Annotated in this window: 20 protein-coding genes; 3 read left to right on the top strand and 17 right to left on the bottom strand. The window is 63.8% G+C overall.

What is annotated here, in order from left to right:
• Positions 1 to 157: 157 nt before the first annotated feature.
• A complete protein-coding gene (locus API01S_RS18280; protein ID WP_061305726.1) occupies positions 158 to 1,009 on the bottom strand; it encodes a class II glutamine amidotransferase in 852 nt (283 codons plus the stop codon).
• A gap of 117 nt (positions 1,010 to 1,126) precedes the next feature.
• On the opposite strand from API01S_RS18280, the gene API01S_RS18275 reads away from it, so the two are divergent.
• Positions 1,127 to 2,188: a threonine aldolase family protein gene (locus API01S_RS18275; RefSeq protein ID WP_174544683.1), complete on the top strand. Its 1,062-nt coding sequence runs from the start codon at positions 1,127 to 1,129 to the stop codon at positions 2,186 to 2,188.
• 40 nt (positions 2,189 to 2,228) lie between these two features.
• Here API01S_RS18275 and API01S_RS18270 read toward each other — a convergent pair whose 3' ends face one another.
• The 15 genes from API01S_RS18270 to API01S_RS18195 form a co-directional block, all read right to left on the bottom strand.
• Positions 2,229 to 3,068, bottom strand: a complete 840-nt coding sequence (locus tag API01S_RS18270) for an AraC family transcriptional regulator (protein ID WP_050730606.1) — start codon at positions 3,066 to 3,068, stop codon at positions 2,229 to 2,231.
• 39 nt (positions 3,069 to 3,107) lie between these two features.
• Positions 3,108 to 5,171 carry a UvrD-helicase domain-containing protein gene (locus API01S_RS18265; RefSeq protein WP_050730538.1) on the bottom strand — a complete coding sequence of 688 codons (2,064 nt, stop codon included), beginning with the start codon at positions 5,169 to 5,171 and terminating at the stop codon, positions 3,108 to 3,110.
• Positions 5,172 to 5,275: 104 nt separating this feature from the next.
• Positions 5,276 to 7,369, bottom strand: a complete 2,094-nt coding sequence (locus API01S_RS18260) for a primosomal protein N' (RefSeq protein ID WP_050730537.1) — start codon at positions 7,367 to 7,369, stop codon at positions 5,276 to 5,278.
• A 351-nt stretch (positions 7,370 to 7,720) separates the two neighbouring features.
• A complete protein-coding gene (hemE, locus tag API01S_RS18255) occupies positions 7,721 to 8,794 on the bottom strand; it encodes a uroporphyrinogen decarboxylase (RefSeq protein ID WP_061305724.1) in 1,074 nt (357 codons plus the stop codon).
• 133 nt (positions 8,795 to 8,927) lie between these two features.
• On the bottom strand, positions 8,928 to 9,779 hold the full coding sequence (locus API01S_RS18250) for a helix-turn-helix domain-containing protein (protein WP_254598412.1): 852 nt from the start codon (positions 9,777 to 9,779) through the stop codon (positions 8,928 to 8,930).
• 195 nt (positions 9,780 to 9,974) lie between these two features.
• On the bottom strand, positions 9,975 to 10,400 hold the full coding sequence (locus API01S_RS18245; RefSeq protein ID WP_006217064.1) for a F0F1 ATP synthase subunit epsilon: 426 nt from the start codon (positions 10,398 to 10,400) through the stop codon (positions 9,975 to 9,977).
• A gap of 9 nt (positions 10,401 to 10,409) precedes the next feature.
• Positions 10,410 to 11,813, bottom strand: a complete 1,404-nt coding sequence (gene atpD / locus API01S_RS18240; RefSeq protein WP_050730535.1) for a F0F1 ATP synthase subunit beta — start codon at positions 11,811 to 11,813, stop codon at positions 10,410 to 10,412.
• Between the two features lie 43 nt (positions 11,814 to 11,856).
• Positions 11,857 to 12,762: a F0F1 ATP synthase subunit gamma gene (gene atpG / locus API01S_RS18235; protein WP_050730534.1), complete on the bottom strand. Its 906-nt coding sequence runs from the start codon at positions 12,760 to 12,762 to the stop codon at positions 11,857 to 11,859.
• Positions 12,763 to 12,861: 99 nt separating this feature from the next.
• Positions 12,862 to 14,403: a F0F1 ATP synthase subunit alpha gene (gene atpA, locus API01S_RS18230; protein WP_006217061.1), complete on the bottom strand. Its 1,542-nt coding sequence runs from the start codon at positions 14,401 to 14,403 to the stop codon at positions 12,862 to 12,864.
• A 28-nt stretch (positions 14,404 to 14,431) separates the two neighbouring features.
• Positions 14,432 to 14,971: a F0F1 ATP synthase subunit delta gene (locus tag API01S_RS18225; RefSeq protein WP_006217060.1), complete on the bottom strand. Its 540-nt coding sequence runs from the start codon at positions 14,969 to 14,971 to the stop codon at positions 14,432 to 14,434.
• A 12-nt stretch (positions 14,972 to 14,983) separates the two neighbouring features.
• Positions 14,984 to 15,454: a F0F1 ATP synthase subunit B gene (locus tag API01S_RS18220; protein WP_039882659.1), complete on the bottom strand. Its 471-nt coding sequence runs from the start codon at positions 15,452 to 15,454 to the stop codon at positions 14,984 to 14,986.
• 144 nt (positions 15,455 to 15,598) lie between these two features.
• Positions 15,599 to 15,841 carry a F0F1 ATP synthase subunit C gene (atpE, locus tag API01S_RS18215; RefSeq protein WP_003815363.1) on the bottom strand — a complete coding sequence of 81 codons (243 nt, stop codon included), beginning with the start codon at positions 15,839 to 15,841 and terminating at the stop codon, positions 15,599 to 15,601.
• A gap of 118 nt (positions 15,842 to 15,959) precedes the next feature.
• Positions 15,960 to 16,841, bottom strand: coding sequence for a F0F1 ATP synthase subunit A (gene atpB / locus API01S_RS18210; protein WP_006217057.1), 882 nt, complete (start codon positions 16,839 to 16,841; stop codon positions 15,960 to 15,962).
• A gap of 87 nt (positions 16,842 to 16,928) precedes the next feature.
• Positions 16,929 to 17,429, bottom strand: a complete 501-nt coding sequence (locus API01S_RS18205) for an ATP synthase subunit I (protein ID WP_254598462.1) — start codon at positions 17,427 to 17,429, stop codon at positions 16,929 to 16,931.
• A 361-nt stretch (positions 17,430 to 17,790) separates the two neighbouring features.
• Positions 17,791 to 19,344 carry a DUF1254 domain-containing protein gene (locus tag API01S_RS18195; protein WP_006217055.1) on the bottom strand — a complete coding sequence of 518 codons (1,554 nt, stop codon included), beginning with the start codon at positions 19,342 to 19,344 and terminating at the stop codon, positions 17,791 to 17,793.
• Here API01S_RS18195 and API01S_RS29345 point away from each other — a divergent pair.
• Positions 19,274 to 19,612: a hypothetical protein gene (locus API01S_RS29345; RefSeq protein ID WP_167351721.1), complete on the top strand. Its 339-nt coding sequence runs from the start codon at positions 19,274 to 19,276 to the stop codon at positions 19,610 to 19,612. The genes API01S_RS18195 and API01S_RS29345 overlap by 71 nt on opposite strands.
• On the opposite strand, the gene API01S_RS18185 is transcribed toward API01S_RS29345, so the two are convergent.
• A complete protein-coding gene (locus API01S_RS18185; protein WP_006217052.1) occupies positions 19,599 to 20,375 on the bottom strand; it encodes an enoyl-CoA hydratase in 777 nt (258 codons plus the stop codon). The genes API01S_RS29345 and API01S_RS18185 overlap by 14 nt on opposite strands.
• 39 nt (positions 20,376 to 20,414) lie before the next feature.
• Between API01S_RS18185 and API01S_RS18180 the strand changes: the two genes are divergently transcribed.
• Complete coding sequence (locus tag API01S_RS18180; RefSeq protein ID WP_061305714.1) at positions 20,415 to 22,187, top strand: M61 family metallopeptidase; 1,773 nt, start codon at positions 20,415 to 20,417, stop codon at positions 22,185 to 22,187.
• Positions 22,188 to 22,325: the final 138 nt, after the last annotated feature.

Below are 22,325 nucleotides of genomic sequence, written 5' to 3'. Positions count from 1 at the left end.
TGAGTTGGGGTGCTTTCGCGGCCCAGGACGTCGCACCGTCATGCGACACGCATTCTCGCTTATATGAGCGATGCGTGCTTGATGACCCCTATTTATCGCTGAATTTCGCCGATTTCTGGCCAGATCAAGCGCCTGGACACGCCGTGCGGCGCTTGCATCACGGCCCCGGCGCAATCGGCGCGAACGGATAGTGGCGCACGTCGCCGCCTCCCGCGATGATGGCGGTGGCCTCGGGCACCTCTTCCCAGGCGCCAGGCATCTCGCTCAAGGGCTCGGACAGTAGCAGGAACGCGTCTTCGTCCAGCGCGGCGATCTGCGCATCCTGCGGATAGAGTTCGCGCAGATGGCGCACGCAGGTGTTGTGAAACAGGGTGCGCGACTCCGCTTCGCTGGAATAGCGCACCGCGATCAGCCTGTGGCCGTCCAGCGCGCACACCGTCATGTTGATGGGGTGGGTCACGCCGTGGCGGCGGCCCGTTTCTTCCACCGCGCCCACCATGCGCGCCAGCGCCGTGATGGGATCTTCATCCAGGCCGAAGGTAAGCGCCAGCAGGAACATCACCTCGGAATCGGTGGACCCTTCCAGCGAACCGAAATAGGCGGGCGCGATCATCAGCATCAGATCGCGACGCAACAGCGGATAGTCGCGGATGACGCCGTTGTGCACGAACAGCCACTGGCCGTGACGAAACGGATGGCAGTTGGTTTCCTGCGCGGGGGTGTCGGTGGCCGCGCGGATGTGCGCCACGAACAACGGCGCGTGGATGGCACGCGCCGCTTCGCGCAGATTGCGGTCGTTCCAGGCGGGATGCACGCTGCGGTAGCGAAACGGCGGTTCGATCTGGCCATTGATCGGCCTGCCGTACCAGCCCAGCCCGAAGCCGTCGCCATTGGTGGTGGTCGCGCCCATGCGCGCATGCAGGCTTTGATCGATCAGCGAGTGCTTGGCCTTGAACAGCACGCTTTCCATCTGCAGGGGACTACCGTTGTAAGCCAGCCAGCGACACATGACGCACTCCTTGAATCAGGACACGCCCAGTGTAGGAGCCAGCCGCAATTTTCTACAAGCTTGGCCGCGTTCGCCCCGGCATAGTGATGGCTTTCCTGAATCAGCCGGAACCGTATCGTGACCACGCCCTCATCCGTCCCCGCCCTGCAAATGGGCTTTTCCAGCGACAACATCGCAGGCGCCAGCCCCGAAGTGATCCAGGCGCTGCTGCGCGCCAATGCCGGCCAGGCCCCCGCCTACGGCGCAGACGACTGCACGCTGACCGTGCAACGCCGGCTGGCCGACATTTTCGAGCACGAGGTCGACGTGCTGCTGGTGCCCACCGGCACGGCCGCCAATTCGTTGAGCCTGTCGGCGCTCACGCCGCCGTGGGGTTCCGTGCTGTGCCATGCGCAGAGCCACATCGCCAATGATGAATGCGGTGCGCCGGAGTTCTTTACCCACGGGGCGCGGCTGGTGCTGCTGGGCGGCGACGATGCCAAGATCGACCCCGCCCAGCTCGCCGATGAGGCGCGCCGCAAGGTGGGCGATGTGCATTCGGTCCAGCCTTCCTGCGTCAGCATCACGCAGGCCACGGAAACCGGCAGCGTCTACACGCTGGATGAAATCCGGGCCATCGGCGGCGTCTGCCGCGATGCCGGCCTGCCCCTGCACATGGACGGCGCGCGCTTTGCCAATGCGCTGGTCAGCCTGGATTGCACGCCGGCGGAGATGACGTGGAAAGCGGGCGTCGAGATCCTGTCGTTCGGCGCCACCAAGAATGGCGTGCTGGGCGCAGAAGCCATCGTGCTGTTCAACCGCGATCGCGCGCGCGACCTGGCGTTCCGGCGCAAGCGCGGGGGCCATCTGTTTTCAAAGATGCGGTTGCTGTCTGCGCAGATGGACGCGTATCTGGACGATGGCCTTTGGCTGCGCAACGCGCGTCAGGCCAACGCCATGGCCGCGCGGCTGGCGGCAGGCATGCAAGGCCTGCCCGGCGTGACGATGCAGGGCAAGGCCGACGCCAACATCCTGTTCTGCCAATTGCCCGCCGCCGCCATCGACGGCCTGCTGGCAGACGGCTTTCGCTTCTATCACGATCGTTGGGGCCCGGGCGTCGTGCGCCTGGTGACCTCGTTTGCCACCACCGAACAGGACGTCGACCACTTCCTGTCCGCACTGCGCGCCCGAGTGCGCTGAACGCGCGAACCATCGCCCGCGTCATCGCGGGCGTTGCGGCCTACGCAGTGGGTTGATAGGCCGATGGCGGCGCGCCATAGGCCGCGCGAAACGCGCGATTGAAATGGCTTTGATCGTAAAAGCCCACGTCGGCGGCCACGTCGGCGACCGAGATTCGCGCGTTGGCCAAGGCGGCGCAAGCGCGCTCCAGCCGCAGACGCACCAACCACGCGTGCGGCGTCAGACCCGCCGAATGCGTGAAGCGCCGCAGGAATTGAAAGCGACTCAGACCGCACAGCCGCGCCAGATCGTCCAACGATATCTTGTCGCTCAGGTGCGCCAGGCAATAGTCGCGCACTGCAAGCCGATGTGCGGCTGACAGGCCGCCCTTGACCACCTGCGGCTTCACCGTGCGCGTGCGGACGAACAGGTCGGCCATCAGGTTCAGCGACTGCGACTGGCGGGCCAGCGGTTCGTCCGGCGCACCTGACATCCACACGCTATGCAAGGCCATGAAGCGGCGCGCCATGTCGGCGTCCTGCACCAGCGTGCCAAAAAACCGCTCGCGCGCGTCGGTGTCGGATACGTCTTCGATGCAGGCGCGCATCAGCGCGGGCGAGATCCGAAACGTCTTGAGCACATACGCCGCGCCAGGATCGCCCGCGCCGCAACCGTCATGGATTTCACCGGGCGGCATCAGTGCGATGCCACCGGGGCCCAACAGAATGCTCTGCCCCCGAAAGCACTGCCGCTGCACGCCCTGCGTCACGAGGCCGATGTGATAGTCCTCATGGTAGTGGCGATCGAACTGGAACCGGGACAGCCGCGCCTGCCCCAGCACCAGGCCCGGCGTGCTGCGTACCGGCAGGTAGCGGACGTCGTCTTTGAGGGCGGGGGGCATGGTGGCGGAAGGCACGGCGTTACGTGGCGACGGTCGCGGCTACTTTTTCAGCAGCGCCTTGAGCATCGCCATGCGCTCTTTGGGATTCATGGCGGCCGTGGCCTCGTCTTCCTGTATGCGCACGTCGCCCAAGCCCATCTCTTCGATGAAGCGCGAAGGTTCGCGCACCAGGTCTTCGCGGGCGCGGCGGCGGCGCTTGCACCAGCTCAGGTTCAGGCTGCGCTGCGCGCGCGTGATGCCCACGTACATCAGGCGTCGCTCTTCCTGAATGCGGGTGGCAAGGTTCTCGGCCGCGCGGGCGGGGTCGCCCACTTCGTCGTCCTTGCCCAGGTGCGGCAACAGGCCTTCTTCGACGCCCGCCAGGTACACGTGCGGATACTCCAGCCCCTTGGAGGCGTGCAAGGTCGACATCTTGACCGCATCGGGCTCGTCTTCCTCGCCGCGTTCCAGCATCGTGACCAGCGCCACGTGCTGCACCAGATCGAAGAGCGTCATGTCGTCTTCTTCGGCCTTGCGCTTGAGCCAACCGGTCAGTTCCAGCACGTTCTGCCAGCGCGTTTGCGCGGGGCGTTCTTCAAACAGTTCGAACAGATGGCGCTCGTACTGGATGGCTTCGAGCAGGTCGTCCAGGATGACGCCGGCCGGCTCGGCGGGCGTCGCGTCCTTGCCCGACACCGCGCCCCGCCCTGCTCGCCATTGCATGCGGCGAATGAACTCGGCAAAGGTGCGCAGCGGCTCTAGCTGACGCGGCGCCAGCAGACTTTCCACGCCGGTCTCGGCCACGGCGGCCAAGAGCGACAGTTCACGCGTGGCGGCGTACTGCCCCAGCACCTGCAAGGTAGCCTGGCCGATGCCGCGCTTGGGCGTGGTGGCCGCGCGGATGAAGGCGGGGTCGTCATCGTCATTGGCTAGCAGGCGCAGGTACGACAGCACATCGCGCACTTCGGCCTTGTCGAAGAAGCTCTGGCCGCCCGAGATCGTGTACGGGATCTTCAAGTTGCGCAGCGCCTGTTCCAGAATGCGCGACTGATGATTGCTGCGATACAGGATGGCGAAGTCCTTCCACTGCGCCTGGCGTTCGAAGCGCGCGGCCGACACCTTCATGGCAATGGATTCCGCTTCCTGCTCTTCGCCGTCCATGGCGGACACAAGAATCGGTTCGCCCACGCCCAGGTCTGACCACAGCTTCTTGTCGAACAGCTTGGGATTCTTTTCAATGACCGCGTTGGCGGCAGCCAGGATGCGCTGCACCGACCGGTAATTCTGTTCAAGCTTGATGAGCTTGATGTTGGGGTAGTCGGTGGTGAGCTTGGCCAGATTTTCGATGGTGGCGCCGCGCCAGGCGTAGATGGCCTGGTCGTCGTCGCCCACCGCCGTGAACATCGCGCGCGAGCCCGTCAGCAATTGCACCAGACGGTACTGGCACACGTTGGTGTCCTGATATTCGTCCACCAACAAATAACGAACGCGGTTCTGCCAGCGCGTGCGCACCTCTTCGTTGCTGGACAGCAGCAGCGCGGGGATGCGGATCAAGTCATCGAAGTCCACCGCCTGATACGCCGCCAGCGTGGCGGCATAGCTGCGGTAGATGTTGGCGGCTTCCACGTCGCCCGGCGTGACCGCTTCGCGCGCGGCGTCATCGGGCTCCATCAGCGCGTTCTTCCACAAGGAAATGATCCCCTGCACGTGGCGCAGGCGGGCCTTGTCGGTGGTGGCCAGAAGCTCCTGGATGATCGACATGGCGTCGTCGGCGTCCAGGATCGAAAACGTGGGCTTGAGGCCCGCGTTGCGCGCTTCCTCGCGCAGCATCTTCACGCCCAGCGAATGGAACGTGCTGATGATCAGCCCCTTGGACAGCTTGCGATCCACCAGCGTCTTGACGCGCTCGTCCATTTCGCGCGCGGCCTTGTTGGTGAAGGTCAGCGCCACGACGTTGCGGCCCATGTAGCCGCATTCACGCAGCAGGTACGCAATTTTCTGCGTGATGACGCGCGTCTTGCCGCTGCCGGCGCCGGCCAGCACCAGGCACGGGCCGTCCAGGTAAAGCACCGCCTCTCGTTGGGCGGGGTTCATACCTTGGGCAATGGTTTCGCTAGCGGACATGTTGAGCTTTAAAACGGGCGCAGGCGCCAAGCGCCTGCCGCGCCAGCGCGATAGAGGAAGAAGATCATAGAACAATCGCCTGCATGGCGCATGGGTGGCGGCCGCTAGATTTCAAGCGGATCGACTTCCAGTTGCCAGCGCACGCGCGCCTCGTTGGCGATGTACGGCAGGTGGTGCGACCACGAGGCCAGGAACGCCTGCAAGGCGGGCCGGCTGCTGCTTTCCACCAGCAACTGCGCCCGTTCTATATTGGCCACGCGCACCACGCGCAGCGGCACCGGGTCATACAGCATGATCGCGTCCAGGCCGGGGAAGTCGGCCGCCCATTCCCCTTCGGGCAACACGCGGGCGCGCTCCAGGAAGGCCTGCGCAACCTTGAGTTCACGCGCCTCGGCGGTCAGCAGCGCCTGATAGACAAAGGGCGGCAGGCCGGTGCTTTCGCGCTCATGCAGCGCATGCCGCGCAAAACCCGCGTAGTCGTGCCGCAACAGCGCCTGATACACGGGCTGTTCGGGATAGCCGGTCTGAATAAGCACTTCGCCGTTGCCCTGATGACGGCCTGCGCGGCCGGCCACCTGCATCAGCTGGGCGAACAGCCGTTCGGGCGCGCGAAAATCGTGCGCGAACAGCATCGAGTCGGAATTGAGCACGCCGACCAAACCAAGCCGCGCAAAATCGTGGCCCTTGGCCACCATCTGCGTACCGACCAGGATATCGACCTCGCCCGCATGCACGGACGCGAACAAGGCTTCGGCGCTGCCCTTCTTGCGCGTACTGTCGGCATCGATGCGCAAGATGCGTGCGCCGGGGAACAGCTCGGCCAGATGCTCTTCGACGCGCTGAGTGCCGCGGCCCATGGGGGCCAGATCCTGATCGCCGCACTCCGGGCAGGCGCGCGGCACCGGCGCCTGATAGCCGCAATGGTGGCACTGCAAGCGATGCCCGCGCCCGTCGGTGCGATGCAGCACGGTAAAGGCGGTGCAGCGCGGACAATTGCTGACCCAGGCGCAGGACTGGCAGTGCAGCACCGGCGAATAACCGCGCCGGTTCAGGAAGATCAGCGACTGCTCCTTGCGCTCCAGGCGCTGGCCGATGGCATCGAGCAGTTGCGGCGACATGCCGTGCTTCATCTGCAAGCGGCGTGTGTCCACCAGACGCATGGACGGCAAGGTGCTGGAACGGGCGCGGCCTGGCAAGGTCAGGCGCAGATAGCGTCCGCGTTCGGCGTGCTGCCAGGTTTCCAGGGACGGCGTGGCCGAGCCCAGCACGACGGGAATATTCAGGTCATGCGCGCGCCACACGGCAAGATCGCGCGCGGAGTAGCGCAGTCCGTCCTGCTGCTTGTAGGACGCATCATGTTCTTCGTCCACGACGATCAAGCCAAGCTTGCCCAGCGGCGCGAAGACCGACATCCGCGTACCCAGCAGCATGCGCGCCTGGCCGCGCTGGGCACGCGCCCACGCCTCCAGGCGTTCGCCGTCGGACAAACCGCTGTGCATGACGGCCAGCCCATCCGGCCCCACCAGCGCTTCCAGGCGCGCACGCAGCGCGCCTTCCAACTGCGGCGTCAGGTTGATCTCGGGCACCATCAGCAACACCTGTCGGCCCTGGCTCAACACCTGTTCGGCGGCGCGCAGGTACACCTCGGTCTTGCCGCTGCCCGTGACGCCGTGCAGCAGCACGGGTTTGAAGGATGTCAGCGCGCCGATGGCGTCCACGGCGGCGCGCTGGGCGTCATTCAATTCTGGCGCCTGGTCTGCCTTGGCAGGCGTGCGTACCGCCTTGCGCTTGCGGTTGTCCAGCCGCGCCACGGGCCCGCCGGCAGAGCGCTTGCCCTGATACGCCGTCGGCTTGCGCAGCGGCGGCGGCAATGTCGGCAACATGACTTCGCCCAGCGGCCGTTGGTAGTAATCCGCGGCGAAACGCGCCAGCCGCAGCCAATCCTCGTCAAACGGGGGCAGGTCGTCCAGCACCTGTTCAATGGGCCGGATCTGCTTGGGGTCGTAAGACGGCTCGGCCGGGTTGTCCACCACCACGCCTATCATCTTGCGCCGCCCGAACGGCACGATCACCCGCAGGCCCACCGCGACAGGCGCATCGCTGCGATAGTCGAACGGACCGGGCAGGGGCACGTCCAGCGCCACGCGCACCCAGCAAACGGCCTCGGCGACGGGGGTGCTCGGCGGCAATTCAGACATGGAAGATCGAACGGGTCACGGACAAGGATTAATCCAAAAGGCTTAGATGAGAGGGAGGGACGCGCAGGCCCGCAATTGTCGCCCGGGCGATCGCGCCCGTTCAAGCAGCGCCTGTGGATAACTTTGGGGAAAAGGCTGGGGCAACATCAACTTTCGGAATAAGCCTGGATTGCGCGACACGGTGCAATCCGGTGGAAAACTCGCTTTTCCCGTTTAAAAACAATAACCTACGCAACGTTCCGAGATTGTAAGCCAGCTTATAAAGGGTATTCCCCAGGCAAATTCTTGCTGTGCACAAGTACTCGCCGGGGCCCTCGAACTTCGGCCCTTGGGGCCGAAGCGTTCACTCACTTACCCGCGCAGCGAGCGGCTATGTTGGTGGACTTCTTCAACCAATTCGGCTACGGCATCAGGCGGAGTGAAACGTGAAATTCCATGTCCCAGATTGAAGACATGGCCGCCCTTGCCCACCGGGCCAAAAGCGTCCAGCACGCGGCGCGCTTCGGCGCGCACGGCGGGGCCGCCGCCAAAGAGCGCCATCGGGTCGAGGTTGCCCTGGAAGGCGACCGAGTCGCCCGTGCGGCGGCGCGCAGCGGCCAGATCAACGGCCCAGTCCAGGCCGACCGCATCGCAGCCACAAGCCGCGATCTGCTCAAGCCACTGTCCACCGCCCTTGGTGAAGACGATGACCGGCACGCGCCGGCCTTCGTTTTCGCGGGTCAGGCCATCGACGACCTTCTTCGTGTACGCCAGCGAAAACTGCTGGAACAAGCCGTCCGCCAATACCCCGCCCCAGCTGTCGAACAGCATGACGGCTTGCGCACCGGCGGCGATCTGCGCGTTCAGATATTGCAGCGTGGCCTCGGCGTTGATCTCCAGGATGCGATGCAACAGGTCGGGCCGCGAGTAAAGCATGGTCTTGATCAGGCGGTAGTCGTCGCTGCCCTTGCCTTCGACCATGTAGCAGGCGATGGTGAACGGGCTGCCCGCGAAACCGATCAACGGCACCTTGCCGTCCAGCTCGCGGCGGATGACGCTGACGGCGTCGAAGACGTAGCGCAGCTTGTCCATGTCGGGCACGGCCAGGCGGGCCACGTCCTGCTCGTCGCGCACCGGGTGGGCAAAGCGCGGGCCTTCGCCTTCGGCGAAGTCCAGGCCCAGGCCCATCGCATGCGGCACGGTCAGGATGTCGGAAAACAGAATGGCGGCGTCCAGGTCGAAGCGCGCAAGCGGCTGCAACGTGACTTCCATGGCGTAGTCCGGGTTCTGAGCCAGGCCCATGAAAGAGCCTGCGCGGGCCCGCGTGGCGCGGTACTCCGGCAGGTAGCGACCCGCCTGGCGCATCAGCCAGATCGGGGTATAGGGCACGGGCTCGCGCAGGAGCGAGCGCAAGAACACATCGTTCTTCAAGCTGGAAGCAGACACGACTATCCTCGTTGATCGGAAGCCGTGATTTTACTTCCCCTGGCTGACAAGACACGGGAAGTCCGCACGCGCCGTTTGCCAAGGCGCAAACCGTTGCGTGGCGCGACGCGCCAGCCGCTGATTGATGCATGGATCAGCCACGCATCGCCCGCGCCTGGGCGGCCTGACGAAACGGGGCCGCCTCGATTCCATGCTTGCGCATCAAGGCCCAGAAAGCGCGCCGATGCTTGGCAGAGGCCCGCGCCGCCTGCGCCACGTTGCCGCCGTGGCGCGACAAGGCGTGCTGGATGTACTCGCGCTCGAATCCATCCACCACCCGCGACTTCGCCAACCGAAAGGCTTCGTGCGCTGGCGGCCGCCTGCCGTCGCGCAACTTCGCCAAGCCTTGTTGCAGGATCTCGGGCGCCACGCGCGGACGCATGCCGCGCGGCGGCATGCCTTCATCAAAGTCGGCGTGTTCGTGATACCTGGCGGCAGGCTCCTGCACCTGGGCCTGCCCACCCTGCTGCCATCGCGCGCCCCGGCCGGCTCCGGTTCGGCGCAGACGCCCCAGCCGGACCCGCATGCTTTCCAGGCAGGCCGGCTGCGCCATGAAATCGGTAGCACCCAGCCCCAGCAGATCTTCAATCGCGGGCGCCTTCATGCCTTCCATCAGCAGCAGCAATGGCGTGGTCAGCGTGGCGCCGGCCATCGACAGCGCCATGCGCGCCCATGCCACCGACGAGGGCGCCACGGGCAGCACGCAGCTGTCATAGCGGCGCAAAGAGACGGCCATGCGGGCCAGCGCCTGCACGTCGGTCGGCGAGCTTGCAAGCCCTGGCACGGCAAGGCCTGCTTGCGACGGCGGCAGCACCGCCGGCGAATCCAGCGGCACGACATGCAGGCGGATGCGCGGCAGCTCGCCTTGATGCCGAACCACCCAATCGCGCATGGCGGCCTCGTGACCAGGGGCCAGCAGTACCCCACAATCCAGGACTTCTCGCAACGCATTCCCCTTTGGCATATCAGGCAAAGTTGAAGGCTACTGTTGCAGATCCGGCCCAGCTATTCGTATCGAACGCATTGCGGTCAGCACGCGGCAGGGCCAGCCCGGCACATGGCCAAATCGAGCGCGCATGAAAAAAGCGGCCCGAAGGCCGCTTTTTTCATGCCGGGCGAACCCGGTGTATTGCTTTGCCGCTTAGTGCGAACGGCCGCCTTGGCGCAGCTTGCGCGCCGCGATGGCTTGCGCAGCCAGCATGGCGAGTTCTGCTTCGACAACTGCGATGTCCGCCTTGTCCTTGGCGTTCGCCAGGGCCTCTTCGGCCTTCTTGCGAGCTTCCACGGCGCGAGCTTCGTCCAGGTCGGAAGCACGGATAGCGGTGTCGGCCAAAACCGTCACGCTGCCCGGCTGCACTTCCAGAATGCCCCCGGCGACGAAGATGTTTTCCTCGCCTTGGTCGGCACGAACGATCTTGACCGTCCCGGGGCGTATGCGCGAAATCAGCGGGGTGTGGCCGGGCAAGATGCCCAGTTCACCCGCTTCGCCAGGCAGCACCACGAACTTCGCCTCACCGGAGAAGATCGCTTCCTCTGCGCTGACGACATCCACATGCAGGGTAGCCATATCGGTTCCTTATTGCAGTTTCTTGGCCTTCTCGAAGGCCTCGTCGATCGAGCCGACCATGTAGAAGGCCTGTTCCGGCAGCGCGTCGCATTCGCCGTCCACGATCATCTTGAAACCACGGATGGTTTCAGCCAGCGGAACGTACTTGCCGGGCGAGCCCGTGAACACTTCAGCCACGTGGAACGGCTGCGACAGGAAGCGCTGGATCTTACGCGCGCGGGCCACGGCCTGCTTGTCTTCCGGCGACAGTTCGTCCATGCCCAGAATCGCGATGATGTCGCGCAGTTCCTTGTAGCGTTGCAGCGTTTGCTGCACGCCACGCGCAACGGCGTAGTGCTCTTCGCCCACGACTTGCGGGTCGAGCTGGCGGCTGGACGAATCCAGCGGATCCACGGCCGGGTAGATACCCAGCGAAGCGATGTCACGCGACAGCACGACGGTGGAGTCCAAATGCTGGAAGGTCGTGGCAGGCGACGGGTCGGTCAAGTCATCCGCAGGGACGTACACGGCCTGGATCGAGGTGATCGAGCCGGTCTTGGTCGACGTGATGCGCTCTTGCAGCTTGCCCATTTCTTCAGCCAGCGTGGGCTGATAACCCACGGCCGACGGCATACGGCCCAGCAGTGCGGACACTTCCGTACCGGCCAGCGTGTAGCGGTAGATGTTGTCCACGAAGAACAGGATGTCACGGCCTTCGTCACGGAACTTCTCGGCCATCGTCAGGCCGGTCAGCGCCACGCGCAGACGGTTGCCCGGGGGTTCGTTCATCTGACCGAACACCATCGCAACCTTGTCCAGAACGTTCGACTCTTCCATTTCGTGGTAGAAGTCGTTGCCTTCGCGGGTACGCTCACCCACGCCGGCAAACACCGACAAACCGCTGTGCTGCTTGGCGATGTTGTTGATGAGTTCCATCATGTTCACGGTCTTGCCCACGCCGGCGCCGCCGAACAGGCCGACCTTGCCGCCCTTTGCGAACGGGCAGACCAAGTCAATAACCTTGATGCCGGTTTCCAGCAGTTCCACCGACGGCGACAGTTCGTCGAAACGGGGAGCCGATTGGTGAATGCCACGCTTTTCTTCGTGCTGGATCGGACCGGCTTCGTCGATGGGACGACCCAGCACGTCCATGATGCGGCCCAGCGTGCCGGTGCCGACCGGCACCGAGATCGGAGCGCCCGTGCCCGTGACCTTCATGCCGCGGCGCAGACCGTCGCTGGAGCCCAGCGCAATGGTACGCACCACGCCGTCGCCCAACTGTTGCTGCACTTCCAGCGTCAGACCCTTTTCAGCGAACGACGAAGACTCGTCGTCAGCCAGGGTAAGCGCCTCATAGATCTTGGGCATGTGATCGCGGGGGAACTGAATATCCACCACGGCGCCGATGCACTGAACGATGGTTCCGTTGCTCATGTCGATTCCTTGCTTGATAGCTTTAGATGGGAGCTGCCTGGCCTTAAACGGCGGCAGCGCCCCCTACGATTTCCGAAATTTCTTTGGTGATCGCGGCCTGACGGGTCTTGTTGTAGACCAGTTGCAGCTCTCCGATGACCTTCTTGGCGTTGTCCGACGCCGCCTTCATGGCGACCATCCGGGCCGACTGCTCCGAAGCCATGTTCTCGGCCACGGCTTGATACAGCAGGCCTTCAACGTAACGCTGCAGCAGGTCGTCGATCACGCTACGGGCGTCGGGTTCGTAGATGTAATCCCAGCTGTAGTCCGACTTCACTTCAGACGTCTTGGACAAGGTTTCGGCGCCCGTCTGATACGGATCTTCCAAACCATTGGCCAACGGCAGCAGGCGCAAGAACAGCGGCTCCTGCTTCATCGTGTTGACGAAGCGAGTCGAGGCCACGTACAGCGCGTCGATGCGGCCTTCCAGGTAGGCGTCCAGCTGCACCTTGATCGCGCCCAGCAGGCGGTCCAGTTGCGGCTTGTCGCCCAGTTGCACTTCCTGGGAAACCAGTTTGGCGCCGATACGGGTCAGCACACCCACGCCCTTGTTGCCGAAAGCGGTCGCTTGCACGGCAACGCCGTTTTTCTCGAACTCTTTCAGCTTGCCCAACGTCACGCGAGTGATGTTGGTGTTCAAGCCGCCGCACAAACCCTTGTCCGTCGTCACCATGACCACGCCGACCGCTTTGATTTCGCGTTCGACCAGGTACGGGTGGCTGTACTCGGGGTTGGCTTGCATCAGGTGCGCAGCAATCTCGCGCACCTTGGTGGCGTACGGACGACCGGCACGCATCCGTTCCTGCGCCTTGCGCATCTTGGATGCGGCGACCATTTCCATCGCCTTGGTGATCTTGCGCGTGTTTTGCACGCTCTTGATCTTGGTTCGGATTTCCTTAATTCCGGGCATTGCGCTTTCCTGTGAAGACTGGCCGATGGGTTCCGCGAGTCGCCTCAACCATCCGGTAAGGACGGGTGAGGCGTCGCAGACGCCTAACCCATCACTTTCTTAAAAAGCACCGTGCTTCTTGAATTCCTGAACGGCGGTGGCCAATTCGGCCTCGTCGTCCTTGGACAGTTCCTTGGTGTCTTCGATGCGCTGGATCATGGCCGCATGCTTGGCCTTCAGCTGATCCTTCAGCGACTTCTCGAACGACAGCACTTGGGCCACGTCCACGTCATCCAGGTAGCCGTTGTTGACCGTGTACAGCGTGACGGCCAGTTCCCACACTTGCAGCGGCTGGTATTGCGGCTGCTTGAGCAGTTCCACCACGCGCTTGCCGCGTTCCAGCTGGCGACGGGTTGCGTCGTCCAGGTCGGAAGCGAACTGAGCGAAGGCGGCCAATTCACGGTACTGCGCCAAGTCGGTACGGATACCGCCGGACAGCTTCTTGACGACCTTGGTCTGAGCAGCGCCACCCACACGCGACACCGAGATACCGGCGTTGATTGCGGGGCGGACACCGGCGTTGAACAGGTCGGTTTCCAGGAAGATCTGGCCGTCGGTGATCGAGATCACGTTGGTCGGAACGAAGGCCGACACGTCGCCTGCCTGGGTTTCGATGATCGGCAGCGCGGTCAGCGAACCGGTCTTGCCCTTGACGGCGCCGTTGGTGAACTTTTCGACGTAGTCTTCGTTCACGCGGGCTGCACGTTCCAAGAGGCGCGAGTGCAGGTAGAACACGTCGCCCGGGTAGGCTTCACGGCCCGGCGGACGGCGCAGCAGCAGCGACACTTGGCGATAGGCCCAGGCTTGCTTGGTCAGATCGTCATAAACGATCAGGGCGTCTTCGCCACGATCGCGGAAGTATTCGCCCATCGTGCAACCGGCGTAGGCAGCCAGGTATTGCATGGCGGCGGAGTCGGAAGCCGAAGCGGCCACGACGATGGTGTATTCCATCGCGCCGTGCTCTTCCAGCTTGCGGACCACGTTGTTGATCGTGGAAGCCTTCTGGCCGATAGCGACGTACACGCAGGTGACGCCCTTGCCCTTCTGGCTGATGATCGTGTCGACAGCGACAGCGGTCTTGCCGGTTTGGCGGTCGCCAATGATCAGCTCGCGCTGGCCACGGCCGATCGGCACCATCGAGTCGATAGCCTTGACGCCGGTTTGCAGCGGTTGCGACACCGAGCGGCGGGCGATAACGCCAGGCGCCACTTTTTCGATGATGTCGGTTTCCTTGGCGTTGACCGGGCCCTTGCCGTCGATCGGTTCGCCCAGCGTGTTGACCACGCGGCCTTTCAGTTCCGGACCGACCGGGACTTCCAGAATGCGGCCGGTCGTCTTGACCTGGTCGCCTTCGGAGATGCCGGTGTAGTCGCCCAGAATCACGGCGCCGACGGAATCGCGCTCAAGGTTGAGCGCCAGACCGAAAACATTGTTGGGAAATTCGAGCATTTCGCCCTGCATCACGTCGGACAAGCCGTGGATGCGGGTAATACCGTCGGTCACGGACACGACGGTGCCCTGAGTACGGACATCAGCCGAAGCGCCCAGGCCCTCGATGCGGCTCTTGAGCAGTTCGCTGATCTCGGAGGGATTGAGTTGCATATTGACTCCTGGAATCCTGTTAGTTGCCTTAAGCGGCGAGCTGATCGCGCATGCGGACCAATTGGGCTTGTACGGAAGTATCGAGCACTTGGTCGCCGACAGCCACGCGCACGCCGCCGATCAACGACTGGTCGACGGTGACGCTGGGCTTGAGCTTGAGGCCGAATTTTTGTTCGAGGGCGGCGACCAGTTCTTTGACCTGGGCGTCGCTCAGTTCGAACGCGCTGGTGATTTCCGCCTGCGCCGTGCCTTCGTGACGATTGCGCAGCACCACAAATTGCGAGGCGATGTCGGGCAGCAGCAGCAGCCGGTCGTTCTCAACCAGCAACTCGATGAAATTACGGGCGGCCTGCGGCAGTTCGGCCTTGATCAGGCCGGAGAACAGCTCGACGCGCTGCTTATCGCCCAGACGCGGGTCGGCCATGGCCTCGCGCACGTCGGGGTTGGAGGCGACCTGCGACATTTCGCTGACCAGGTCGGCCCAGGCCGGCAAGCCGGCCTTGTCGTCGCGCGCTGCGCTGAATAGCGCTTCAGCGTAGGGCCGGGCAACAGTGGAAAGTTCAGCCATGACGGTCCCGGATTAAAGCTGCGCGCGAAGCTGGTTGAGCAGCTCGGCGTGGGCGCGGGCGTCAACCTCGCGCTTGAGGATCTGTTCAGCACCCTTGACAGCCAGCGCGGCAACATCGTCGCGCAATGCGTCACGAGCGCGCTGGACTTCCTGCGCGGCATCTTGAGCAGCTTGAGCCACGATACGGGCGCGTTCAGCTTCCGCTTCACGGCGGGCTTGCTCGATCAGGGAGGCGGCTTGCTTTTCGGCCTCGATGATGCGGGCGTGGTTTTCGGACTTGGCAGAAGCCTCGATCAGACTGACGCGCGCCTGGGCTTGAGCCAAGTCGGCTTTGCCCTTCTCGGCGGCGGCAAGGCCGTCGGCGATTTTTTGGCGGCGCTCGTCCATCGCCTTCGTCAGAGGAGGCCACACGAATTTCATCGTGAACCAGCCCAGAACGAAGAACACGAGCATCTGGAAAATGATCGTCGCGTTCAGATTCACGGTCGTTCCTTTAACACCTTGCGGCTCCGACCGCACCCGGAAAGGGGCGTCACGGAGCACTCGATACTTTGCTGGCCGGCGACGGGGCTGTTGCCCACATCGCCGCCAACGTCATGACCCGCCTATTCGCCGGCGGGCGCTGCCTTAGCCGACGAACGGGTTGGCGAAGGCGAACAGCATGGCAATACCCACGCCGATCAGGAATGCAGCGTCGATCAGGCCGGCCAGCAGGAACATCTTCGTTTGCAGAGCGTTCATCAGCTCAGGCTGACGAGCCGAAGCTTCCAGATACTTGCCGCCCATCAATGCGATGCCGATGCAAGCGCCGATAGCACCCAAACCGATGATGAGACCGCAAGCGAGGGCAACGAAAGCGACGTTGGTCATGACAACTCCTTGGTTAGAAATCTGAAGTCAAAAATTGAAAAATAAGGGGTACAGCTCAATGCAAGATAATCTTGCTATCCCACGCTGGCCGGGTGACCAGCGCGGGAAATTCGGGGGATCAGTGGCCTTCGTGCGCCTGGCCGAGATAAACCAGCGTCAGCATCATGAAGATGAAGGCCTGCAGAAGAACGATCAGGATGTGGAAGATCGCCCAGATGGAGCCGGCCAGGATGTGGCCGATTCCCAAGCCGATGCTGGCGCCGTTAAAGCCGGTCCAGGCGCCGCCCAGCAGGGCGATCAGCATGAAAATCAGTTCGCCGGCAAACATGTTGCCGAACAACCGCATGCCCAGCGACACGGACTTGGCGGCGTATTCGATCAGGTTCAGCAGCAGGTTGAACGGGGCCAGCACAACGGCGCCAATGCCATGCGCATGGAACGGCGCGGTGAACAGTTCTTTGACGAAGCCGCCCGGGTGCTTGATCTTGATGCCGTAATAGAACATCAGCAGCAGCACGCCCAGCGACATGCCCATCGGCACGTTCAAGTCGGCCGTCGGCAGAATGCGGTGGTAATAGAGGGGATCACCGTGCTCGGCACCCAGGCCGGTCAGGCGCCAGATGGAGGGCAGCAGGTCGACCGGCAGCAAGTCCAGCGCGTTCATCAGGATGATCCAGAGGAACACGGTGAGCGCCAGCGGGGCGATGAAAAGACGGCTCTTGGCGTTGTGGACGATGCCCTTGGCCTGGTCGTCGACCATGTCGACGATCATTTCCACGAAAGCCTGGAAGCGGGTCGGCACGCCACTGGTGGCGCGGCGAGCAGCGCGCCACAGAAAGAAGATGACGATCAGACCCATCAGGCCGGACCAGAACAACGAGTCGTAATTGATGATGTCGAACTGAGCAATTGCGCTCTGTTTTTCACCGGTATTGTTCAGATGCACCAGGTGATGCTGAATATACGCGGACTGAGGCGACACGTCGCTGGCAGCAGCCATTTGAATCCTACCCTATTTGCTGTATGCCCGAACCCTTGCGAGCCGGACGATTCCACGATCACGTTTGCCGCTACTTACTGCTCGGCGCTAAGACAACTTGCGGAACATCAATAGCAGGAGATAGCCCTTCAATGTGAGTATCAGACCGAGCAATGCAGCGGGCCAGACCAGGCTGTCCTGCGCCACACGCGAAAGCATCCACAACAGCAATGCCGTTGCGAACAACTTGATCAACTCACCAGAAAGAAAGGTAAACGGATTGGCTTTACCGGCCCGAACGCTGACAACCAGGCGCAATGCAAACAATGCATTGGGTATGAAATACGCTCCCGCCCCCGCCAGCGCCGACCAACCAGCCGCCGCCCCTCCGAAAACTCCCGCAATTACTGCCGCTGCGAGCCCCATGGCGCCTTGCGCCGCCAATGCCAACAGGAGACCTCGGCTTGCCTGCGCATCAAGCGCCGCTCGGTCCGCATCGCTAAGAACCAGAACTTTGATGTCGTCATCGCTTTCGCTTTGGCCGTCATCATCCTGGCCCGACAAACCTTGTTGCTGGCGCTGCTGCTCATCTTGCAACGCGCCTTGCATCAAGCTTTGTGCTGAGCTTTGCGCTGACCCGCGCATCAACTTCTGCATCAAGCATCCCCGCTGCTACTACCCTGTCAGAACCGGCGTTGCCTCGTGGATCAAAGCTATTTCGCTCTGTTACCCACCTACCCGGCCGCCACGTGTTCTTATCCCGCAAGCGTCAAACCCGCAGAGTATAGCGTGAATCTTTTTGCCCAAGCAAATGAACTTTCGGCCGTTTGTAAGGTGGGAACAACGCCTGCGCGGCATTGAAATTAGGGACGCGGGGCGAGCCTGCCCGAGCACGCCTCAGGCGAAAAAACGGCCCTTGTTCAAAGGGCCGTTCTTAGTTCCATCGAGCGGTGCTAACTCAATGTGGCGATCAGTCTTCCTTGACGGGCGGTGGCGCCCACAGACCATCCAGCGCCATGTCTTGCGGCCAGTACAGGCGCATGCTCAACAGGAACGGGCCATCGGCGGTCGGCGTGCTGATCCAGTTCGAACGCTTCTTCTCGCCCGGGTCGCGACGCTGGATGTAGATGTCCAGCGAACCGTCCGAGTTGTACTTCAGGCCATCGGTGCTGCGCAGTGCGTAGCGGTTGGCCGGGTTCTCGCCGAAGCCGTGCTTGTCGTTATAGACATGCAGCGACCAGAACGCGTTGGCCGGCGGCAGTTGGCCCTTGTCGAAGTGCAGCACGTAGTCTTCGTTCGAATTGAGCTGGCGGCCCTTCGAGTCGGACACGGTGACCGGATACAGCACGTCTTCCGGGGTCGGCGCGCCCAGGCCCGCGTAGGCGATGGCGGCGCGGCGCGAGTAATCGGTGCCGTAGGTGCCGATACCCGACAGCACAGTGTTCCAGCCATTGATCGGCGTGCCCAGTCGGCCCACGCCGTCCGCGATGCGGCGGCCCGCCAGCGGTTGCGCATCGGCCAGCGCCTGCTGCACGGCCGGGCTCAGGCGTCCATACGAGAACGGCTGACGGCCATCCAGGCCGATGCGGCGCATGCGGTCCAGCATCGGCGTGTCGTTGGCATGCGGCGGGTTGTTGCGCAGGACATCGAAGAACAGCGTGAAGAACGAGGCCGCGTCCATGCTGGCCGCCTGCTCGGCGGGCGTGCCGTCGGGCACGGTCACGGGCATCGGCATGGGCAAGCCTGCGCCGATGGGCGCCGAGCCCACGCGCGAACCGGTTTGCGGGTAGGCGTTGCCAGCGTTGCGATTGCGGTTGGGCGTGGTCGAGGCCATCGGCGCGATCAGCGGCGTCGCGGTCATGCCGGCCTGGATCTGGTTGACGGCTGCATAGTCCTGCGGCCCACCGGCCTGCGTCCAACCGATCAGCCAACCCGTAGACGTGGGGCTATGGATGACGTCCATGCCGGCCGGCACGGTGCCTTGCCAGTTGGGACCGACGATAACGAACGACTGCGCGCCCGGGCCATTGGTGCGCGTGCCGCGCGAGGCGAACACGTCGCTCCACATATCCAGCGCGGACAGCACCGAATAGCGGCCGCCGGTATCCGGCAGGTTCACGATCAACGGCGCTTGCGAGACATCGAACCACAGGCTGGAATAGAGCGCGTCAGCGCTGGGCCACGGCGTATCAGAGGCGCGCGGATCGGGGAAGGCGGTCTTGTGGCCGAACTGGTTGACCGGCGCGCGGCCATCCAGCGGCGTCTGCACGGCGGTCGCCTTGCGGCGCGCCAGCTCCATCAGCACCATCGGATAGGCGTACACGTACGCGTCGATAGCCGTGTCGCGCAGCTCCTGTTCGCTCATTTGCGGGGCGGGTGCGGACGATGCCGGGTAAGGCGTTTCGGACACCAGGCGCAGCGTGGGCTGCGGCGATTGAGCCTGGGAGGCGGTCATGAAGCAGACGCTCAACGCGCCGGCGAGTACCGCGGTCGACCACCGGCGGTTAGCGATAAATGTACGCATGCAAGGCTCCTTCTTGATTTTGTTTGCTAGCGAGCCGCCGCGCGGGACTTGCCAGTTGGGGCAAGCCGCTCTGGCGCGGCACCTCTTGATGACGCTCGTTCAGCATAGGGAAGAAGTCTGCAACAAGGTGCTGCCCAGACGTTTCAAGGCGCAACGGCCTGAGCAGTCCTCCACGCGCATGAAAAAGCGCGCCGCAGTGGGCGCGCTGGGGTTACCGAGTGAAATCCGCCGGCAATTTGCGGCGGTAACAAGGCTTAACGGTGTTTAAAGTCCGGTTTGCGCTTTTCGGTGAATGCCGCCATTCCTTCCTTCTGGTCTTCGGTGGCGAACAGCGAATGGAACACTCGGCGCTCGAACAGCAGGCCTTCGTTCAACGAGCCTTCGAACGCACGGTTCACGCATTCCTTGGCCATCATCACGGACGGCAGTGACATGGAAGCGATCACGGTGGCGGCGTCCAGCGCCTCTTCCATCAGCTTGTCGGCAGCGACCACGCGCGAGACCAGGCCCGCGCGTTCGGCTTCCTCGGCGCCCATCATGCGGGCGGTCAGCGCCAGGTCCATGGCCTTGGCCTTGCCCACCGCGCGCGGCAAGCGCTGCGTGCCGCCCGCGCCGGGAATCACGCCCAGCTTGATTTCGGGCTGACCGAACTTGGCGGTGTCGGCGGCGATGATGATGTCGCACATCATTGCCAGTTCGCAGCCGCCGCCCAGCGCATAGCCGGACACCGCGGCAATCACGGGTTTGCGGATGCGCTTGAGGGTTTCCCAGTTGCGGGTGATGTATTCGCTGCCGTACACATCCATGTACGTCCAGTCTTTCATGGCGCCGATGTCCGCGCCCGCCGCAAACGCCTTTTCGCTGCCCGTGATGACCACGCAACCGATGTCGGCGTTATCTTCGAACGCCAGCAGCGCCGCGCCGAGCTCATCCATCAGTTGATCGTTCAGCGCGTTGAGCGCCTTGGGGCGGTTCAGCGTCAGCAGACCCACGCGGCCCCGGGTTTCGACCAGTACAAACGACTCGCTCATTGAATGTCTCCAGTAGGAAGTATGAAATAAGATACGAGCATGAAAAAAGACAACGCTTGCCCCGTACTTTACCGCCTGACGCCCTTTGACCCGGCCGGACACCGCTACCGGATAACCCTAACGATTGACGCCCCCTCGCCCGACGGCCAGCGCTTGTCGTTGCCGGCCTGGATTCCGGGCAGCTATCTGATCCGCGACTTCTCACGGCAGATCGAATCCCTGGCGGCTTATGCGGGATCGCGCCGCGTGCATGTCGACAAAATCGATAACCACACCTGGCAGGCCGCGCCCATCGACGGCCCATTGCGGGTGGAATACGTGGTCTATGCCTGGGACCTGTCGGTACGCGGCGCGCACCTGGACGAGACGCACGGCTTTTTCAACGGCACCAGTGTCTTTCTGCGCGTGCATGGCCAGGACCACCTGCCCTGCCTGCTCGACCTTGCTCCCCCGCGCGGCATCGACGGCTGGAAGGTCTACACCAGCCTGCCGGAAGCGGCGGGCCACAAGGGCGCCGCGCGGCGGCACGGCTTCGGGCTGTACCTGGCCCCCGACTACGATGCGCTGATCGACCACCCGGTCGAGATGGGCACGCCGCAGGTGGCCCGCTTCACGTCGCATGGCGCCGAGCACGAGCTTGTCTTCACGGGCGTCGCGCCCAATCTGGATCTGGCGCGCATCGCCGCCGATGTGAAAAAAATCTGCGACACCCAGATCGAATTCTTCGAACCGCGCACCAAACGCGCGCCCTTCCTGGACAGCGCCAACCGCTACGTCTTCATGACGATGGTGACGGGCGACGGCTACGGCGGTCTGGAACATCGCGCCAGCACTGCGTTGATGACGGCGCGCAAGGACCTGCCCGTGCTGGGCCAGCAAGGCCAGGGCGAAGGCTATCGCGGCTTTCTGGGCCTGGTCAGCCATGAATACTTCCACACCTGGAACGTCAAGCGGATCAAGCCCCAGGCGTTCGCGCCCTACCATCTTGAACAGCCCGATCTGACGCGCCTGCTGTGGGTGTTCGAAGGCTTCACGTCTTACTACGACGATTTGCTGTTGCTGCGCTCGGGCGCAATCTCTCAATCGGAATATCTGCGTCTGCTGGCCAAGACCATCACCAGCGTGGCCCGCACGCCGGGCCGCGCCAAGCAGTCGGTGGCGGAAAGCTCGTTCGACGCCTGGACCCGCTACTACAAGCAGGACGAAAACTCACCGAATGCGCTGGTCAGCTACTACACCAAGGGTGCACTGGTGGCGCTGGGCCTGGACCTGCTGATCCGCCGGGAAAGCCGTGGCGTGCATTCGCTGGACGACGTCATGCGGTTGTTGTGGGACCGCTATGGCCGCGACTTCTATCAAGGCAAGCCGCAAGGCCTGCCCGAAGACGCGCTGCCCGGGCTGATCCAGGAAGCCACCGGCGTCGACACGCGCCGCTTCATCGCGCGCTACGCCTATGGCACGGCCGACGTGCCCCTGGCCGAGCTGCTGGCCGAACAGGGCATCACGCTGCAATGGAAAACGTCCGTGAACATTCCGACGCTGGATGTGCGCACGCGCAAGCAAGGAGACGCGCTGACGCTCGCCGCCGTGCTGGAAGGCGGCGCGGGCCACCGGGGCGGGCTGTCGGCGGGTGACGTGCTGGTGGCGCTGGATGGTTTGCGGGTGGACGCGCCGTCGGGCCTGGACATGCTGCTGTCGCAATACCTGCCCGGCGACCGCGTGATGGTGCATGTGTTCCGCCGCGACGAGCTGCGCGCCTTCCGCGTGAAGCTGAATGCGCCCGAAGCGCTGGACTGCGTGTTGACGGTGTAGGGCGAGCGGGGTGCGACTGGCGGGGCGCGCCGAGCGGGGCGCGCCGAGCGGGGCGCGCCGAGCGGGGTGCGACTGGTGAAGCGTTCAGAACACCGCGCGCTGACCGGAGTGCGCGGAGCGGGCCACGCCCGACGCGCC

Source organism: Achromobacter piechaudii NBRC 102461 (assembly GCF_001571245.1).
Lineage (GTDB): Bacteria > Pseudomonadota > Gammaproteobacteria > Burkholderiales > Burkholderiaceae_B > Achromobacter > Achromobacter piechaudii.
The sequence above is the reverse complement of the archived record's forward strand: the minus strand, read 5'-3'. Positions and strand labels throughout refer to the sequence as shown.

What these genes read in the sequence shown, in the direction of transcription:
- API01S_RS18280 (WP_061305726.1), bottom strand. Translation starts at nt 1,009, where the DNA reads ATGTGTCGCTGGCTGGCTTACAACGGTAGTCCCCTGCAGATGGAAAGC.
- API01S_RS18270 (WP_050730606.1), bottom strand. Translation starts at nt 3,068, where the DNA reads ATGCCCCCCGCCCTCAAAGACGACGTCCGCTACCTGCCGGTACGCAGC.
- API01S_RS18265 (WP_050730538.1), bottom strand. Translation starts at nt 5,171, where the DNA reads ATGTCCGCTAGCGAAACCATTGCCCAAGGTATGAACCCCGCCCAACGA.
- API01S_RS18260 (WP_050730537.1), bottom strand. Translation starts at nt 7,369, where the DNA reads ATGTCTGAATTGCCGCCGAGCACCCCCGTCGCCGAGGCCGTTTGCTGG.
- API01S_RS18245 (WP_006217064.1), bottom strand. Translation starts at nt 10,400, where the DNA reads ATGGCTACCCTGCATGTGGATGTCGTCAGCGCAGAGGAAGCGATCTTC.
- atpD (WP_050730535.1), bottom strand. Translation starts at nt 11,813, where the DNA reads ATGAGCAACGGAACCATCGTTCAGTGCATCGGCGCCGTGGTGGATATT.
- atpG (WP_050730534.1), bottom strand. Translation starts at nt 12,762, where the DNA reads ATGCCCGGAATTAAGGAAATCCGAACCAAGATCAAGAGCGTGCAAAAC.
- atpA (WP_006217061.1), bottom strand. Translation starts at nt 14,403, where the DNA reads ATGCAACTCAATCCCTCCGAGATCAGCGAACTGCTCAAGAGCCGCATC.
- API01S_RS18225 (WP_006217060.1), bottom strand. Translation starts at nt 14,971, where the DNA reads ATGGCTGAACTTTCCACTGTTGCCCGGCCCTACGCTGAAGCGCTATTC.
- atpE (WP_003815363.1), bottom strand. Translation starts at nt 15,841, where the DNA reads ATGACCAACGTCGCTTTCGTTGCCCTCGCTTGCGGTCTCATCATCGGT.
- atpB (WP_006217057.1), bottom strand. Translation starts at nt 16,841, where the DNA reads ATGGCTGCTGCCAGCGACGTGTCGCCTCAGTCCGCGTATATTCAGCAT.
- API01S_RS18205 (WP_254598462.1), bottom strand. Translation starts at nt 17,429, where the DNA reads ATGCAAGGCGCGTTGCAAGATGAGCAGCAGCGCCAGCAACAAGGTTTG.
- API01S_RS29345 (WP_167351721.1), top strand. Translation starts at nt 19,274, where the DNA reads ATGAAGCAGACGCTCAACGCGCCGGCGAGTACCGCGGTCGACCACCGG.
- API01S_RS18195 (WP_006217055.1), bottom strand. Translation starts at nt 19,344, where the DNA reads ATGCGTACATTTATCGCTAACCGCCGGTGGTCGACCGCGGTACTCGCC.
- API01S_RS18185 (WP_006217052.1), bottom strand. Translation starts at nt 20,375, where the DNA reads ATGAGCGAGTCGTTTGTACTGGTCGAAACCCGGGGCCGCGTGGGTCTG.
- API01S_RS18180 (WP_061305714.1), top strand. Translation starts at nt 20,415, where the DNA reads ATGAAAAAAGACAACGCTTGCCCCGTACTTTACCGCCTGACGCCCTTT.